Here is an 18,020-nt window from a genome sequence, read left to right as displayed (position 1 = left end):
CGACTTTTTGAACAACCTCTAAAAAAATCGTTGTCTAATTTCTGGTGGGGGGATCAGACATTGATCCTCTTCATCCTTGCCGAACCAACGATATCGGTTACGCGCCACCCAGTTATAGACTGCGTTGCGCACAAAGCGGGGAACCAGGATGAACACATAGGCCAGCGGGTATGGAAAACGAAGACGTTTGGCAATTCGCAAAGCCGCGGTGGACCTTGTATAATACGTACCGTCTTCAATCAGTACAAACGTATCCAGCTGATCTGTAGATAGTCCTCCTGCACGTAAAAGTTCTTGTCCTGCCTCGGATTGCAGGGAACCAAAATGAAATTTCCCTTTAGGGTCACGCTTGATAATAAAGCGGGCAGCTCCCTGACAAAAGTGGCATATCCCATCCACCAACACAATGGAATGATCTGAATGAGCATGATCAGTCTGGTTCATAAATGCATTTCACCTCCAGAGAAATCAACGGCATGAATACCAGCAACGCAACCATATGAATATAAACAAAAAAACGCCGAAAGTATCCGACGCTTGTTTAGAAATGTATAGTCTTTACCTGTTCGAAAAACTAGCTCAATGCTTTCTCAAACAGCTGTTTCGTATTAATTTGCTCTAAAAACTCCTCATGGAACTTATCCATACACTTGCAGATAAAATCCTTATGGCATACCGGGCAAGGCGTCGTTAGCAGTCGACTAATATTCGTCAAGGTCCACTCCGGATGACGTTGAGAAAAAACGCGGCACTCCGTTCCATCGGCCAAACTCATTTTAAACTCATAAAGCCCTTCTTTTTCGTTGCTGCCAGCCAGCGTGAAATTAACAATATTCGGTCTGTAAGACATCATATCACCCGTATTTTTCAAATTTGTTTCGTACCTGATGACCAGAATCACCTAAGCCATCTTAATGAATTTTGGCGATGATGTCAAATGGTCGTGAATCTCAGCGAATCAAGATCTATGTGCAAAAGCCCCCGATAAATCGGCGGCCAGAGTGTAGAAGTTATAGAAATGCAGTCAAATGACATTAAGCTCGACATCAATGTTACCGCGTGTTGCTTTGGAGTACGGACAAAAATCATGCGCTTGGCGTGCCAAATCTTCGGCCTGGGCGCGTTCAATACCGGGTATTTTCACATCCAGACGTACCGCCAGCTGGAAGCCGCCATCGCTTGGATCCTTGCCGATAGATACGTGGCTGGTGACCTCAACATTGTCCACCTTCACCTTAGCCTTCCGGGCCACATTAGCCAATGCGCTCTCATAGCAGGCACCATAGCCTGCCGCAAACAATTGCTCTGGATTCGTAGCTTCTCCACCTGCGCCACCCAGTTCCTTCGGCGTGCTGAGCTTATGCTTCAAAACTCCATCGGATGAAGCGACTGAACCGTCTCTTCCACCATGTACCGTTGCTGATGCTGTGTATAATGCTTCCATGATTTCATCTCTCCTTCACTATATTTTTTTGCATTCCGCAGGAACCTATCGTCATGTTAATACATGATTTCCTTCTCGTATGTACTTTAAACGAACTACATAAAATGAATCATTTGAAATATGGATGTAAACTAGTACATTTACCGTTTAGTTCCACCCCACCATGTTTACACTATATGTTATAGGTCCCTACTTGGGCCGTCTACATTGAACAACCATCTCCACCAGTCGTTTAATTTTCAGGGACGGAATAAGGTAAGACCATTTTATGGTCCTACCCATTCGATGGGATAACTCTGTCGCACGTGAGAAGGAAATTCACAAAATATGGAACGGGCCTTCACCCGGTAGATGGACAACAATTTAAAAAATCCAAAACGACCAAGCCGCTCCCCTCAGAGCGATATAGCTTGGTTTTTCTATGGTTCAGCTTATACGATGGCCATATTGCTTCAAAAATACGATTAACTTGCTTGACCACACAAAAGTTGTACTAGACAAAAACTATTGGGAGTGTACAATAGGGATAACACAATCGTTATGTCACTAATAATATATTTCAACATCCATAAAGAAGGTGAAGCGTATGAAAAATACAAAGGGTAACTTCGCGGAAATCGCTTCACTGTCGGAAGTGAATCGTTCCTTGAGCGTCCCAAAAGACGGGACCTGGTTTCGGAAGTTTCTTGCCTTTGCTGGACCCGGCTATATGGTCGCAGTCGGCTATATGGACCCCGGCAACTGGGCTACAGACATCGCCGGCGGATCAAAATTCGGCTACACGCTGCTTAGTGTCATTCTAATCTCCAACCTAATGGCCATCCTGCTGCAAGCCTTATCTGGCAAGCTTGGCATTGCCACAGGTAAAGATTTGGCTCAAATGTGCCGTGATGCCTACAGTCGTCCTGTCGCGATCGGCTTATGGCTCTTGTGCGAAATTGCCATAGCAGCCATGGATTTAGCCGAGGTCATCGGTTCAGCCATTGCGCTGAAGTTGCTGTTTGGTCTACCGTTACTATACGGAGTTATCATTACCGCATTTGATGTTATGCTCATTTTACTGCTGCAAAACAAAGGCTTTCGGGCATTGGAAACCCTCGTCATTGTACTGATGGCGACGATTGCCGGCTGTTTTGGCATTAATCTCATTTTGGCACAACCGGAATGGGGCGGCGTATTGGGTGGCTTTGTACCAGACTCGCAAATTTTGACGAATCCAAGCATGCTGTATATTGCGATCGGTATTATGGGTGCTACCGTAATGCCGCATAACCTGTATCTGCATTCTTCTATTGTACAAACTCGCAAATTTGAGCAGACTTCAGCAGGTAAACGGGAAGCTATTACATTTGCAACTTGGGATTCCAGTATAGCGCTGATGTTCGCATTATTTATTAATGCCGCCATCTTGATCGTGGCAGCTGCTGTATTCCATACGGCAGGAAGAACAGATGTAGCCGAAATTAGCGATGCCTACTATCTGCTTTCGCCCCTACTGGGAACCACACTGGCGAGCATACTATTTGGGGTAGCGTTACTCGCCTCAGGTCAAAACTCGACCGTAACAGGCACTTTAGCTGGACAAATCGTGATGGAGGGCTTCTTGAACCTTCGTCTCTCACCTTGGTTGCGTCGTTTGGTAACCCGTCTTATCGCGATCATTCCGGCAGTCATTGTCACTGCGATTGCAGGTGAAAAAGGCGCCGAAGAGCTGCTTGTACTGAGCCAAGTTATTTTATCCATCCAGCTCCCTTTTGCCATCATTCCATTATTGCTTTTTACCAGTGACAAAAAGATTATGGGTGAATTCGCGAATAAAATGTGGCAAAAGGTACTAACCTGGATCGTGACTGCTATCATCATTATCTTGAATGTAGTGCTTATTATTCAGACGATTACAGGCTGACAGACTGTTTGGAAGTAACCAGTAAAAAAAGAGGTATTCCAGGAAGCAAAATAGCCATGGAATACCTCTTTTTATCATTTATTTCCCCAATATACTTAGAATCAACTCTGCATTCTGTTCAACAAATGTAGCATCAAGCATACTTTCATGATCCCCATATCCATCACAAATGGAATACTCCCCAATTGTAGAATGCTCCCACATCCGGATATCTCCACGTATATGTTTATTTTGACTCTGAAGAGATTTAATAACATGAATATGAGCCGCAACTTGTCCGGAATTCATTAAATTATCCAGATAAGTATAGTATCTCTGTATCTTCTCTCCAACATGGAGATAAAAAAATTCTCCTTCACTTTGCAATTGTGGATATTTTTCTAACATAATGTCTACTGTCTCTTTCGCATATTTACGACTCTCTTCCGTTGTAAGCCGCTCTGAATTTATTTCTGTAATGTAGAATGAGTCCAATAAAATGAGCTGGCCAACCTTATCTCCCTGTTTTTCAAGTGCCTTTGTAATCTCAAAAGCCAAATTTCCTCCTGCTGAAATTCCCAGAAATACATAAGGCCCCTCAGGCTGAACTTCTTTTATAAGGCGGATATATTCTGCAATGAGACGGTCCTGTTCAATCCCAAGAAAATTAAAACTATACAATCGATAGGAACCCAGGAATTCAGCAAGCCTTTGATATACAACCCCTAAAGCCACTACCGGAGGGAAACAAAATATGTTCCGGTCTCTTTCTCCCTGTGGATTAAACAACATTCTTTCGTTAGAAAGGTCGCTAGTCTGCGTCTCAGATGAAGAAACTAGGGATGCCAATTCTCGAATAGTCGGTGTCACAAATATCTGTCGAATCGGAAGCTCTATTCCGTGCCCTGTAGCTAGTCTCGCCACAAATTTAATTACACTTGTCGAATCTACTCCCAGTTCAAATAAAGAATCGTCTACACTAATGGAACTATACTCCAAAATCTCTTCCCAAATTCGTACCATAATGTGCTCCATCTCCGTCACTGGAGCTTCATATTTCTTTTGAAATATGGTTTTACCCGATGGCTCTGGCAGTGCTTTCCGGTCTAATTTGCCATTAGGTGTTAAAGGAATTTGTTCAAGACGAATAAAATGTGTAGGCACCATGTAATTTGGCAATACACGACAAATACCTTCTTTAATATCCTGAATGCTCAAACTTGGTTGGGCCACAATATACGCACACAGTACTTTATTTCCTCTTGAATCAGGAGTATACAAAACCACTGCTTCCTTTACTCCAATAATTTGAAGAATTTGATTTTCAATTTCACCAAGTTCTACACGATAACCGCGAATTTTTACTTGCTGATCGTTACGTCCCAAAAATTCAATATATCCCTTTGAATTCAAAATCCCTTGGTCTCCAGTGCGATATAATATTCCAAACTTTGGATGATTTAAGAATGAGAATGCTGTTTTTTCTTCTTCATGAAGATAACCTTTGGCTAGGCCAACACCTCCAATGTACAGCTCACCTTTTACACCTATTGGACAAAGTTCCTGATCGTAATTCAATACATAATAAGTTTGGTTGGCTAGTGGCATTCCGTAAGGTATGGAGGCCCAATCTTCATGGACTTCATATACAGGATAATAAATGGACCAAATAGAAGCCTCTGTTGCTCCACCCATACTTACTACATTCGCGTGAATATATTGTCTGCGAATTTTATCCGGTAGACTGAGAGGTATCCAATCTCCACTAAGAATGGCCAAACGCAAAGAAGTGTTTTTCTTTTGTGCTTCAGACGATCGGTACATACTATCCCAGTAATAATAGCTTTCCTCTTCTTCTCCAAGCACATGGTCCAACATCAAGTCCATTATAGCTGGAACAGAGTTCCAAATTGTAATTTTATGTTCCTCCAGTGTCTTGGCGACTTCTGTAATATCACGTTGATCATCAATAAGCACTAAAGCCGCTCCAACCGCTAACGCTCCAAATAGATCATAAACCGATAAATCGAAACACATGGATGATAATCCAATAATACGGTCCTGCTCATTCACATTGAATTTACGATTTATATCCTGCACTGTGTTCGCTACCGCCCCATGTGTAACAATGACTCCTTTAGGTTTGCCTGTACTACCTGAAGTATAAATCACATAGGCAACATCATCAGGATCATGTTCGACCTGAAGAACCTCACCAGAATAAACGGCTAATTCTTTCTTAACGTAAAGATCCGGTTCTAACATTAATTTACAACCACTGTGATTTCTAATATATTCACGACGTTCCTCTGGATAATCAGGGTCAATCGGTACATAAGCCGCTCCGGCCTTCAATATACCTATAATATTCACAATGGTTTCAATACTCCGATTGGCTAATACACTAATAAATTCACCACGACATACGCCATATTCCTGTAAATAGCGAGCCACCCTATTCGAGCGCTCATTTAATTCCTGATAAGTGATATGGCTATTTTTATAAATCACTGCAGTTGCCTCTGGACAACGAACGACCTGCTGTTCAAATAAGGAATGAAGTGTAGTCCTTGGAATTTCTTCACAAGTATTATTAAAGGCTGCAGTCAGAAGATGATTTTCATGTCCCCAAGAAAAATGATTTCCTGCATCTGAACTTAAGCAAAATTCCAGCAGCATAAAGTACTGGTCAAACATCGCTTTAATGATTTCTGAATCAAAGAGTTGCTCAACATAATCCCATGTGATCGTGAGTCCACCATCTACTTCCAGGACCTGATAATCTAAAAAAACTTGGGAGGTTTGAGAAACCGCTGTTTTTACATCCCCCATATAATAAACAGAATCATCCGTACCTTTCCCTGTATCCAGTAACATGCTTGTGAATACAATGGGCATCGCTGCCTTATGAGTTTCAGCACCACGTTGACGTACTATCTCTCTGATGAATTGAATACCGTCGTAGTGTCTATGTTCGAGCGCCTCCATCAACACGTTTTGTATGGATTCAGCCTGTTCCCAAAAAGATTTCTCTCCTTCAAGCGTGAGGTCAAGCAACATAACGGATGTAAAGTCCCCAATCATCTTATATACATCTTTATGAAATGGATAACGATTAAAAATAGTACAATTGAGCGCCAATTGGGGTTGATTACTCCAGTATGACAACACTTTGGCAAATACAGTACACAGCACTGCAGTTGGTGTCACATGATTTTTTTGCGAAACTTTCTTTAGCTTTTCGTAAAGCTCTCTATTGCAGTGTTTGGTTACCCTTTTGAATCGCGGTTGTACAATTCGGCTCGGTGAGGAAATATACGGTAAAGCAGGAGGATCAGGGAAAAACTCCAGTTTATCCATCCAATATTGCCGATCCCTTTTATATATTTCCGAGGATTTGAAAGCCGTATAAGCCATCATGTAGTCTCTGAAAGTAACGTCCACTCCTTCCAATTCTAAATCAGGATCATGGTAATATTTCATAATTTCCTGATGAATGAATTGAAAGCTCGCCCCATCCGTTATTAACATGTCATAACCAATAAAAAGGTAAATCATCTCGGCAGAACATTGAAAGGCTTTATATTCAAATAGAGGCCACTGATCGGTTTTGAAAATGTAGTGAGACATGCGCTCTCTTTCCATCAGTATTCTCTGTTCCTGGGCTTCCTTGGAGAGATCCTCCATAGGGATAATCTCAATATGATATTCCGGAACATAATCTAATATTTGTTGCTGTCCGCTCGGCAAGATAATCGTTCGTAACATAACATGACGTTCAATAACTTTTTGTAGTGCTCGATTAAACCGTTCCATATCCAATGAAGTTTCCAACTCAATATATACGTGTGTCGACACTCCGCCCATTTCAAAATGATCTTCGCGTCCCATCAGATAAGCCATCTGCACATCCGTTAGCGGAAATGGTTCATACATATGCTCCGGATCAGGTGTTAACTCCGGATACACAATGGCCGCTTGTGTATCTACACCTTCCTTGATCCGTTCTGACAGCTTCGCTATGGTATAATGCTGCAGGAAGTCTCGTAGATTCAAATCGATTCCCATTTCCCTGCTTATTCTGGTTCGGATTTGTACCATCAGAATCGAATTTCCACCCAGTTCAAAGAAGTGATCATGGATTCCTACTCGTTCGACGTCCAATACCTCTTTCCATATTTCCGTCAGTTTCTGCTCTGTCTCATTACGTGCTCCTTCGTATTTCGAATCCATTTGCTGCTCCACATCCGGGATCGGCAGTTCTCTTCGATTCACCTTGCCATTAGGAGATAACGGTAGTTTATCCAATTCCATATAATGCGACGGCACCATATAACTCGGCAGTTCCCGTTGTAAATATATTCGCAGTTCTTCCGGGGTCACTTCCTCCTCATCTGGAACATAGTACGCACATAGAAATACGTGATTGCGATGATCTCTTCGTTCCATCACCACTGCATTTTGGATGAATTCATGTGCCAGCAGGCGGCCTTCAATTTCTCCCAGCTCTACCCGGTACCCCCGAATCTTGACCTGCTGATCCTTTCGTCCTTGAAATTCGATATAACCGGCTGGACGCCATACGCCATAATCTCCCGTTCGGTACAGTCGGCCCAGCTCTGGATGTTCCACAAACGATTCACGGGTTTTCTGTTCATCATTCAGGTAACCTGCTGCAAGCCCCATCCCGCCAATGTATAGTTCCCCTTGTACATCCGCCGGGCAAGGCTTTAGTTCATAATTCAGCACATACATCTGCTGGTTCGCCAGCGGCCTGCCATAAGGTATCGAGGCGGTCTGTCTATCCCATTCCTTGATTGGGTAGTAAATGGACCAAATCGAGGCTTCTGTTGCTCCCCCCAAGCTAATCACTTCTGCATGTGGGCAATGTCGCTTTATTTTCTCAGGCAGCTGTAGCGGTATCCAGTCCCCGCTGAGCAACACCTCTCGAATTCCATCATTGTGAAAGTCAGCCGTTACGCTGGCAAGCACCATTTCCATAATAGCCGGTACGGAATTCCATATGGTGATGCCCTGATGCTCTATCGTGTAGATTACATCTTCCACATCCCGCTGGTCATCAATCAGTACCAATGCCGCTCCGGCTGCCAAGGCACCGAACAGATCATATACAGACAAATCGAAACACATGGAGGACAAACCTATCATTCGGTCGCGCTCATGGACGCCGAATTTATGATTTATATCCTGAATTGTATTGGCTGCTGCCCCGTGTGTTGTGATTACGCCCTTGGGACGGCCTGTGCTGCCCGATGTATAAATCACATACGCCACATCGTCTGGATGATAATCCAGCAGAAGTGCTTTGTCAGAATATCCTGCTAGGTCGGCTGTATCATACAGCTCCGGTCCTACAGTCAGCTTACACTGACTGTGCTCGTGAATGTAGTGGCGCCGTTCTTCCGGATAGTCTGGATCCACCGGTACATAAGCTGCTCCAGCCTTCAAAATACCTATAACATTAGCGATGGTTGCAATGCTCCGGCTTGCCAATACGCTGACATAATCACCACGGCATACCCCCTGCTCTTGCAAATAGCGAGCAATCTGATTCGAACGTTTCTGCAGTTCTCCATACGTGAGGCTTTCATGCTTATATATTAACGCCACTGCTTCTGGACTACGCCCTGCCTGCTCCTCGAACAACCCGTGCAAGGTGCTATATGGTATCAGTTTCTCTGTATTATTGTAGCTCTCCATCAATTTCATTTCTTGTTCAGTAATTTTTATGCAGTTGGTATGCAGAGTTAATGTATTAATATATTGCTTGAACATTGAATGAATTACATTTTCATCAAATAGTTGCTCAACGTAGTCCCAAACAAGCTTTAACGAACCGTTATCTTCAAAAAGTTGGTGATCCAAGTAAACTTGAGATGTCTGCCCAGCACCCATTTTTATTTCTCCTAATTCATACCAGCTAACTTCACCTCTTTCTTTGGTCCCCAGCAGCATGCTTGTAAAAACAATTGGCATAACAGCACGATTACCATAATTATGGTACTTAGATATTTCTCGTATTAATTCAATTCCATCATAATGCCGATGCTCAAGTGATTCTAAAAGACGTTCTTGGATCTGTTTCGCCCTATCCCAATATCCCTTTTCAGACCTAAAATCAATTTCTATAAGAATTACGGAAGTAAAATCCCCAATCATGTCGTTCACATCTTGATGAAACGGTAGTCTATTGAAAACGGTCAAGCTCACGGCTAAATGAGGCTGATTACTCCAAAAGGCCATCACTTCTGCATAAGCAGCAAGAAGAGCCGCTGTAGGCGTGATGTTGTACTGATACGCCTGTTTTTTAATTTTCTCCCAGGTTTCTCTATCGATCTCTTGCTCTAGACGACAAAAACGAGGCTCAGTCACACCGGAGGGATCTGCTTTCAAAGGCAGCTCCGGAGCTGCAGGAAAATCGTCTAATTTATTCAGCCAATACAGTTTGTCCTGCTTATAGGTTTCCGAATTTTTAAAATCCTGCAATGCCAGAATGTAGTCCCGAAATGTACTCTGTAACTGTGATGGCATCCAATTGGGCTCATGATAGAATTTAACCAGCAGCTTACCTATCAGTTGGATACTTGCTCCATCCGTAATCAACATGTCGTAGCTGATAAACAAATAATGAATTCCTTCAGATAATTTAAAAGCTTTATATTCAAAGAGTGGCCATTGGTCTGTTGGAAATACATAATGAGACATTCGCTCTCTTTCTGACACTATCCGTTCTTGTTGCTCAGACGAACTCATATGGGTAAGGTCAGTCACTGTTATTCGATATTCCGGTACGTTCTCCAGGATAACCTGCTCTCCGGTAGGAAATACGACTGCACGCATCATGGGCTGATATTGAATGACCTGTTGTAATGCAACATTAAGTCGGTCTATATCATAGTCGGTTTTAATTTCCGTATATCCATGAGTCGATACTCCGCCCATTTCAAAATGGTCCTCACGTCCCATCAGATAGGCCATTTGCACATCCGTTAGCGGAAATGGTTCATACATATGCTCCGGATCAGGTGTTAACTCCGGATACACAATGGCCGCTTGTGTATCTACACCTTCCTTGATCCGTTCTGACAGCTTCGCTATGGTATAATGCTGCAGGAAGTCTCGTAGATTCAAATCGATTCCCATTTCCCTGCTTATTCTGGTTCGGATTTGTACCATCAGAATCGAATTTCCACCCAGTTCAAAGAAGTGATCATGGATTCCTACTCGTTCGACGTCCAATACCTCTTTCCATATTTCCGTCAGTTTCTGCTCTGTCTCATTACGTGCTCCTTCGTATTTCGAATCCATTTGCTGCTCCACATCCGGGATCGGCAGTTCTCTTCGATTCACCTTGCCATTAGGAGATAACGGTAGTTTATCCAGTTCCATATAATGCGACGGCACCATATAACTCGGCAGTTCCCGTTGTAAATATATTCGCAGTTCTTCCGGGGTCACTTCCTCCTCATCTGGAACATAGTACGCACATAGAAATACGTGATTGCGATGATCTCTTCGTTCCATCACCACTGCATTTTGGATGAATTCATGTGCCAGCAGGCGGCCTTCAATTTCTCCCAGCTCTACCCGGTACCCCCGAATCTTGACCTGCTGATCCTTTCGTCCTTGAAATTCGATATAACCGGCTGGACGCCATACGCCATAATCTCCCGTTCGGTACAGTCGGCCCAGCTCTGGATGTTCCACAAACGATTCACGGGTTTTCTGTTCATCATTCAGGTAACCTGCTGCAAGCCCCATCCCGCCAATGTATAGTTCCCCTTGTACATCCGCCGGGCAAGGCTTTAGTTCATAATTCAGCACATACATCTGCTGGTTCGCCAGCGGCCTGCCATAAGGTATCGAGGCGGTCTGTCTATCCCATTCCTTGATTGGGTAGTAAATGGACCAAATCGAGGCTTCTGTTGCTCCCCCCAAGCTAATCACTTCTGCATGTGGGCAATGTCGCTTTATTTTCTCAGGCAGCTGTAGCGGTATCCAGTCCCCGCTGAGCAACACCTCTCGAATTCCATCATTGTGAAAGTCAGCCGTTACGCTGGCAAGCACCATTTCCATAATAGCCGGTACGGAATTCCATATGGTGATGCCCTGATGCTCTATCGTGTAGATTACATCTTCCACATCCCGCTGGTCATCAATCAGTACCAATGCCGCTCCGGCTGCCAAGGCACCGAACAGATCATATACAGACAAATCGAAACACATGGAGGACAAACCTATCATTCGGTCGCGCTCATGGACGCCGAATTTATGATTTATATCCTGAATTGTATTGGCTGCTGCCCCGTGTGTTGTGATTACGCCCTTGGGACGGCCTGTGCTGCCCGATGTATAAATCACATACGCCACATCGTCTGGATGATAATCCAGCAGAAGTGCTTTGTCAGAATATCCTGCTAGGTCGGCTGTATCATACAGCTCCGGTCCTACAGTCAGCTTACACTGACTGTGCTCGTGAATGTAGTGGCGCCGTTCTTCCGGATAGTCTGGATCCACCGGTACATAAGCTGCTCCAGCCTTCAAAATACCTATAACATTAGCGATGGTTGCAATGCTCCGGCTTGCCAATACGCTGACATAATCACCACGACATACCCCCTGCTCTTGCAAATAGCGAGCAATCTGATTCGAACGTTTCTGCAGTTCTCCATACGTGAGGCTTTCATGCTTATATATTAACGCCACTGCTTCTGGACTACGCCCTGCCTGCTCCTCGAACAACCCGTGCAAGGTGCTAGGTGGAAAAGTCTTGTTCGTATTGTTGTATAATCGGATAGCTTCCTTATTCTCTATTTCAATTTTCAAATTTGAAGAATTCATTGTATTTAACAAAAGAGAATCAATGATTTGCGTAAACTGCCTGAACATACCTTCAATCATTTCTGGCGCAAACAATTCCTCTACATAATCCCAAAATACCCATAATTCATCCGATACTAATGTTGCCTGAAAATCAATATAGACCTGTGAAGTTTGCGTTATTCCCGTTTTCAAGTTTCCTAATTGTTCAAGACCAGGTGTGCGCTCTGTCTTATTTTCAGAAAGCACAGAAGTAAAAACATACGGAATTACTGCCTTTCCATGTCTAATCCCATGATGTCTCACAATATCTCTAATAAACTCAACACCCTCATAGTGACGGTGCTCCAACGCATCAATTAAGACAGACTGAACAGCTCGGGCCTTCTCCCAGAATGACATACCCGGTTTAAATGAAATACCAAGCAGAAGGTTTGATGTAAAGTCACCTACTATATGTTCTACCTGCTCATGAAAAGGATAACGATTGAAGACTGTAAGATTAATGGACAAGTTCTCTTGATTGCCCCATATGGAAAGAAGATATGAATAAATAGTCGCAAGCAGAGCGGATGGAGTCACTCCATTTTGTAAAGCCAGCTGTTTTAAAGAAACCCACTGCTGCTGATTGTATATCTTCTCTTTTCTTTGGAATTTTGGTGACTTTATTTGTTCTGGATCACAACGTAAAGGGAGAACAGGCGCTAAAGGAAAGTCTTCCACTTTATTAAGCCAGTATTTGCGATCCAGCTCATATATTTCAGATTTCTTCAAATCTAAATAAGCAAGAATATAATCGCGGAAGGTGAAGTCCAATTTGGGCAATTCGGCATTTGGATTGTGATAGAAATACATCAGATCACGACCGATAATATCCATACTTGCTGCATCAGCAATGAGCAAATCCCTGCCCATACACAATAGATACTTATCATTCTCAAGCTGGAAAGCCTTAAATTCGAACATCGGCCACTGTTCAGGAACAAACACATGGTGTGACATCCGGCTTCGCTCCAGATGAATTCGTTCCTCTTGTTCTCTTCTTGTCAGAAATCGAAGATCTTCTATAGCCATTTTATACTCAGGCACGTCTTTAAGAATAACCTGCTCGCCGCTTGGCATGATAATCGCCCTTAGCATTGGGTGTCTTTGAATGACTTTATTCAAGCATTCATTAAAACGAACCATGTCAACGTCAGTCTCCACCTCGGTATATACATGAGTGGAAACGCCGCCCATTTCAAGTTCATCATTTCGACCTAGAAAATATGCCATCTGAATATCAGTTAACGCAAAAGGAGCGTTTATTTGTTCTAAATCGGGAAGCGCTGTCGGGTATATTTTTCCACTAAGCTCTTTTGTCCCGCCTGTTACACAATGATTAATAATTTCCAAGAGATGATTTTTGAAATTTAAGGCAACTTCGGTCAGGGTATCTTCATCATACTCATGCTTATTGTATATAAAAGAAATTTTCAACTCATCTTCCATAACTGCTGCCGTTATATCAATGGAGTAACTTCGCTCTGATTGTGGATCAAGCATTTGGCCCTGAGGCATATCAGTAAGCGTAAAAACTCCCTGATCTATACTTTGAGAAAATTCACCTAAATAGTTAAAGCAAACTTCTGGATTGAGCTTCCACTTCATTAATTTTTTGTGTTCCAGAGCAGTAACATATTTTAACAGACCATATCCAATCCCTTTTTTCGGGATTTGGCGTAATGTTTGTTTTATATGTTGAACAGTATCCTGAACACAACAAGATGGCGGAAGATCAATTACTACAGGATACATCGTTGTAAACCAACCGATTGTCCGAGAAACATTAATATCAGAAACTATGTCTTCTCTCCCATGCCCCTCTAAACCGATTAGAATCTGAGTATGATGTGTCCAATCTCGGAATGCACTCCCTAATGCAGCTAACAATAAGTCATTAATTTCCGTATTGTAAGCCTGATTGGAATGACGAAGCAGATTGTCTGTGTCCTGCTTGGATAGTTGAATATTTATCGATCTTGTATCCTTGATAAAGTTGGTCGAACATGTGCGATCCTTAGGTAGAGGCTCAATATGCCGTTGATCCATATTCATCCAATATGGAATCTCATCAAGTAATATCGGACTGTTCGCATACTCCTCCAGTGCACTAGCCCAGCTCTTATATGAAGTAGTCTTATATGGTAATGAAGGCTTTTCTCCCGAACTAAGCTTTTTATAAACCTGTGTGATATCTTCCAGTAATATTCGCCAAGAAACACCATCGATTACCAGATGGTGCGCAACCATAAGGAGATAATCTCCTTCTATGGTTTGGAATAGCCCCGCTTTCAGTAGAGGACCTGTAGTTAAATCCATACTCTTTTGAATCTCTTCTGAAAAATTTGCGATACGCTCCCTTACATCTAGTTCACTTGATAGATCCATAACCTGCAACCAAGCTGGCTCTTTTATGTCCTGATTTGTTTGTACAATAGAGTCTTGCTCGCTTGCATACACCATACGCAGAGCATCATGATGATAAATAATACAATTCATCGTTTCTTGAAGGGTCCCAGGTTCAAAACCTTCTTTTCTATACAACATAAAAGACTGATTCCAATGATGACGTTGTATCCCCTGATGTTCAAAAAACCATTTTTGAATTGGCGTAAGCGGAACGATCCCCTCAACAACACTCTGATCTACAACTTTGGTTTGTATAGCTAACACTTGAGTTAATTGTGCAATCGTAGGATTCGCGAAAATATCTTTGATTCCGATATGCACATGATGACGTTGTAAACGTGACGACACTTGAATGGCTTTGATAGAATCTCCTCCGAGTGCAAAAAAATGGTCATGAATGCCCACTTTTGCTACCCCCAGTACTTCTTCCCATATCTCTGAAGTCACAGTTTCAATATGATTTCTTGGCGGTGTGTAGCTAGCAGATACCTTTACTTTGATGTCCGGTACTGGTAAATTCCTACGATCAATCTTTCCGCTTTGCGATAGAGGAAATCTATCTAACTTTATAAAATAAGACGGCACCATATAATCTGGAACCCGTTGGATAAGATATTCTTTTATAGAATTTTCATTGATAGATCGGGACTCCATAATATATGCGCATAAATATCCATTATTTTTGGCATCCATATATACTGTGACTAATGCCTGCTGTATACCTGGATATTGATGCAGAACGTTTTCTATTTCTCCAATCTCAATTCGATACCCACGGATCTTAATTTGAAAGTCTTTTCTTCCCATGTACTCAATATTCCCATCACTCTTCCATCTTGCTAAATCGCCTGTTTTGTACATTTTTTGACCTGCTCTAAATGGGTCCCTTACAAATTTCTCTTCAGTTGCTTCTGGAAGATTCACATATCCTGCTGCTACACCTGTACCCGAAATACATAATTCTCCTGCTACTCCAATTGGCTGCAATTGACCATCCTGATCTATTATATGCATTTGAATATTATCGATCGGCTTGCCGATTGGTATGGAATCCATCTCAAAATCAGAAGGACAATCAAAATAAGAATCATGTATAGTGCCTTCAGTCGGTCCATATAGATTAGAGAAAACAATGTTTCTATCTCTTCTCCATCTATCGTTAAACCGTTGAACATGCCAGCATGTCAGTGCTTCTCCACTGGTGAATACTTTTTGTATAGACGATAAACGCTGAATATGTCCCTCTCCATATTCCAAATAGTCTAAAAATGCATGTAACATGGATGGAACAAAGTGGATCACAGTTACTTTTTGTTGTTCAACTGTGCGGATTATGCTCTCAGGATCTTTTTCAGCTCCAGGCTCCAATAAACATAGGGTGGCAGCGCCCTGGAAATACCACCAGCACAATTCAAACACAGACACATCAAAAGTGTAAGATGTTTTTTGCATAATAATGTCCACTTCTGTGATCGAATACTTTCGTTGCATCCACAACATATTGTTGACAACGGACCGATGCTGAACTATAACCCCTTTTGGTTTGCCAGTAGAACCTGATGTGTACATAATGTAAGCCATATCCTCAGGTTTATTAACACAATTTAGATTGGTGTCATCCTCGTTATCAGACAAGCCTACATCCATAAGCAGGATTTCTGTTTCAAAACCTGAGAGGCATTCCTTCCACTTTGTCTTTGTTAAGACAAGGTTGGTTACGCTGTCTTGTAGCATATACCGAACCCGCTCTTTGGGATAAGCTGGATCGATAGGTATATAAGCCCCACCAGCCTTATGAATCGCCAGTATAGCTATGATCATTTCAAATGATCTTTCAACCATTATTCCAACGCTCCGGTTACTACCAACCCCCTTGCGTCGTAGTATTCTGGCTAGCTGATTGGCACATTTGTTGACCTCTTCATAACTCATATTTTGTTCACCTAAAATGAGGGCAGTTTTATTAGGATAAGCTATAACTCTATCCTCAAAGTATTCGTGTAAACATTGTTGACCAGAGAAAGCTTGGTCTGTGTTGTTGAATTCTGTTAATATACGTTCTTTTTCATCGGGTGTGAGAATTGAAATGTTTCTAACAAGTATGTGTGGATTTTCAGTGATGGCAGTAGTGACCGCACGAATATGTCCGGCAACCTTTTGCATATCCTCATGCGAATAGCAAAATGTATTATACTTTAAACATACAGAGATTTCTTCGGAGGGGATGATAATGATATTGAAATCATAGTTTGTTTGGTCCTTTAATTCAATATCATAAATTCTCAGCTCATGTGCATGCTGTCCGTCTAATAAATTGAATTCCAAAGGCACATTTTCAAAAACTACAATATGATTGATTAAATTCTCTTTTAATAGCGTAGCCGCTTGTATCTTCATCAGAGGATAATGACTGTGCTCTTGGGAGTCAATCATTTGCTTATGGATGAGTATCAACAGATCTTCAAAATCGATGTCTTGCTCAAATTTTATTCTTACTGGATTGGTATTAATAAATATTCCGATCATTTGGTCGATTCCGGAAACTGCTGCATGCCTTCCTGAAACGACTGTTCCAAAAACCACATCATTGGTATCATTATATCTTTTTAGCACAATACTCCAGATTGCTTGAATAACAGCATTCATTGTTACACGATAGGCAAGTGCCAATTCCTTAAGTTTTTTAGTCATTTCCCGATCGAAGGTAAACTTAACTTGTTCCTGCAAGTAGCCTTCCTTTTTCTGTTTGGGTTGCCATGGTAGAGCAGTGGACTGTTCAATCCCCTCTAAATATTGGTTCCAGTATAAACTTGCAGAATCTTGATCCTGATGATTAAGCCATTCGATATAATTTTGAAAAGAGTGAATTTCCCTTAGAACAGGAGATCTTTGCGCAGATAAGGCACTATATATTTCAAAAAGCTCTTGTACAATCGCGCTCAAGCTCCAACCATCTACAATAATATGATGAAAGCTTAGCAGTAAACGAAAATGTTGCAGATTCGTCTGGAATACCGCAAGCCGAACAAGCATTTCAGCAGTTACATCGAAGCCTTTCATTTTTTCCTCATCAGCATAATGAGAGATATACTCCATTTGGCAATCATGATTTTTTTCAGTTAAATCCTGAAAAACAATTTTATGTTCCAGATGGTCTACGACCATTTGAATGGGTCGCTTCGCTTTATCGACATTAAAAAGCGTACGGAAAACATCATGTCGCTGTACAAGCAATTGCATACTCTTATTCATAATATCTAGTGAGAGAGGCCCTTCCACACTGAAAAAAAGCTGAACTATAAAATTCCCCTGATTTTCTTCACGCAATGTATGATATAGAATTCCTTCTTGCATCGGTGTTAACGAATAAATCTTTTGTAAAAGTTGTTTAGACGACAT

General features: G+C 42.0%; 5 protein-coding genes. 1 reads left to right on the top strand and 4 read right to left on the bottom strand.

What is annotated here, in order from left to right; all coding sequences use genetic code 11:
• Positions 1-18: 18 nt before the first annotated feature.
• From MKY16_RS06860 to MKY16_RS06850, 3 genes are all read right to left on the bottom strand, one after another.
• Complete coding sequence (locus MKY16_RS06860; RefSeq protein WP_340954765.1) at positions 19-444, bottom strand: thiol-disulfide oxidoreductase DCC family protein; 426 nt, start codon at positions 442-444, stop codon at positions 19-21.
• Positions 445-574: 130 nt separating this feature from the next.
• Complete coding sequence (locus MKY16_RS06855) at positions 575-901, bottom strand: hypothetical protein (RefSeq protein ID WP_013309265.1); 327 nt, start codon at positions 899-901, stop codon at positions 575-577.
• Between the two features lie 123 nt (positions 902-1,024).
• Complete coding sequence (locus MKY16_RS06850) at positions 1,025-1,444, bottom strand: organic hydroperoxide resistance protein (protein WP_013309264.1); 420 nt, start codon at positions 1,442-1,444, stop codon at positions 1,025-1,027.
• A 586-nt stretch (positions 1,445-2,030) separates the two neighbouring features.
• Between MKY16_RS06850 and MKY16_RS06845 the strand changes: the two genes are divergently transcribed.
• Complete coding sequence (locus MKY16_RS06845) at positions 2,031-3,350, top strand: Nramp family divalent metal transporter (RefSeq protein ID WP_340954761.1); 1,320 nt, start codon at positions 2,031-2,033, stop codon at positions 3,348-3,350.
• Positions 3,351-3,428: 78 nt separating this feature from the next.
• Here MKY16_RS06845 and MKY16_RS06840 read toward each other — a convergent pair whose 3' ends face one another.
• The gene (locus tag MKY16_RS06840) at positions 3,429-18,020 is read right to left on the bottom strand and encodes a non-ribosomal peptide synthetase (protein ID WP_340954758.1); all 14,592 of its coding nucleotides are present in this window, start codon (positions 18,018-18,020) and stop codon (positions 3,429-3,431) included.

Origin of the sequence: Paenibacillus sp. FSL L8-0641 (assembly GCF_038006265.1) — a bacterium.
Classification (GTDB): Bacteria; Bacillota; Bacilli; order Paenibacillales; family Paenibacillaceae; genus Paenibacillus; species Paenibacillus polymyxa_D.
Note: the sequence above shows the minus strand (reverse complement) of the source record. Positions and strands in the feature narration are given on the sequence as shown.

Coding starts and splice junctions, on each gene's coding strand:
- MKY16_RS06860 (WP_340954765.1), bottom strand. CDS start 444: ATGAACCAGACTGATCATGCTCATTCAGATCATTCCATTGTGTTGGTG.
- MKY16_RS06850 (WP_013309264.1), bottom strand. CDS start 1,444: ATGGAAGCATTATACACAGCATCAGCAACGGTACATGGTGGAAGAGAC.
- MKY16_RS06845 (WP_340954761.1), top strand. CDS start 2,031: ATGAAAAATACAAAGGGTAACTTCGCGGAAATCGCTTCACTGTCGGAA.
- MKY16_RS06840 (WP_340954758.1), bottom strand. CDS start 18,020: ATGTCGTCTAAACAACTTTTACAAAAGATTTATTCGTTAACACCGATG.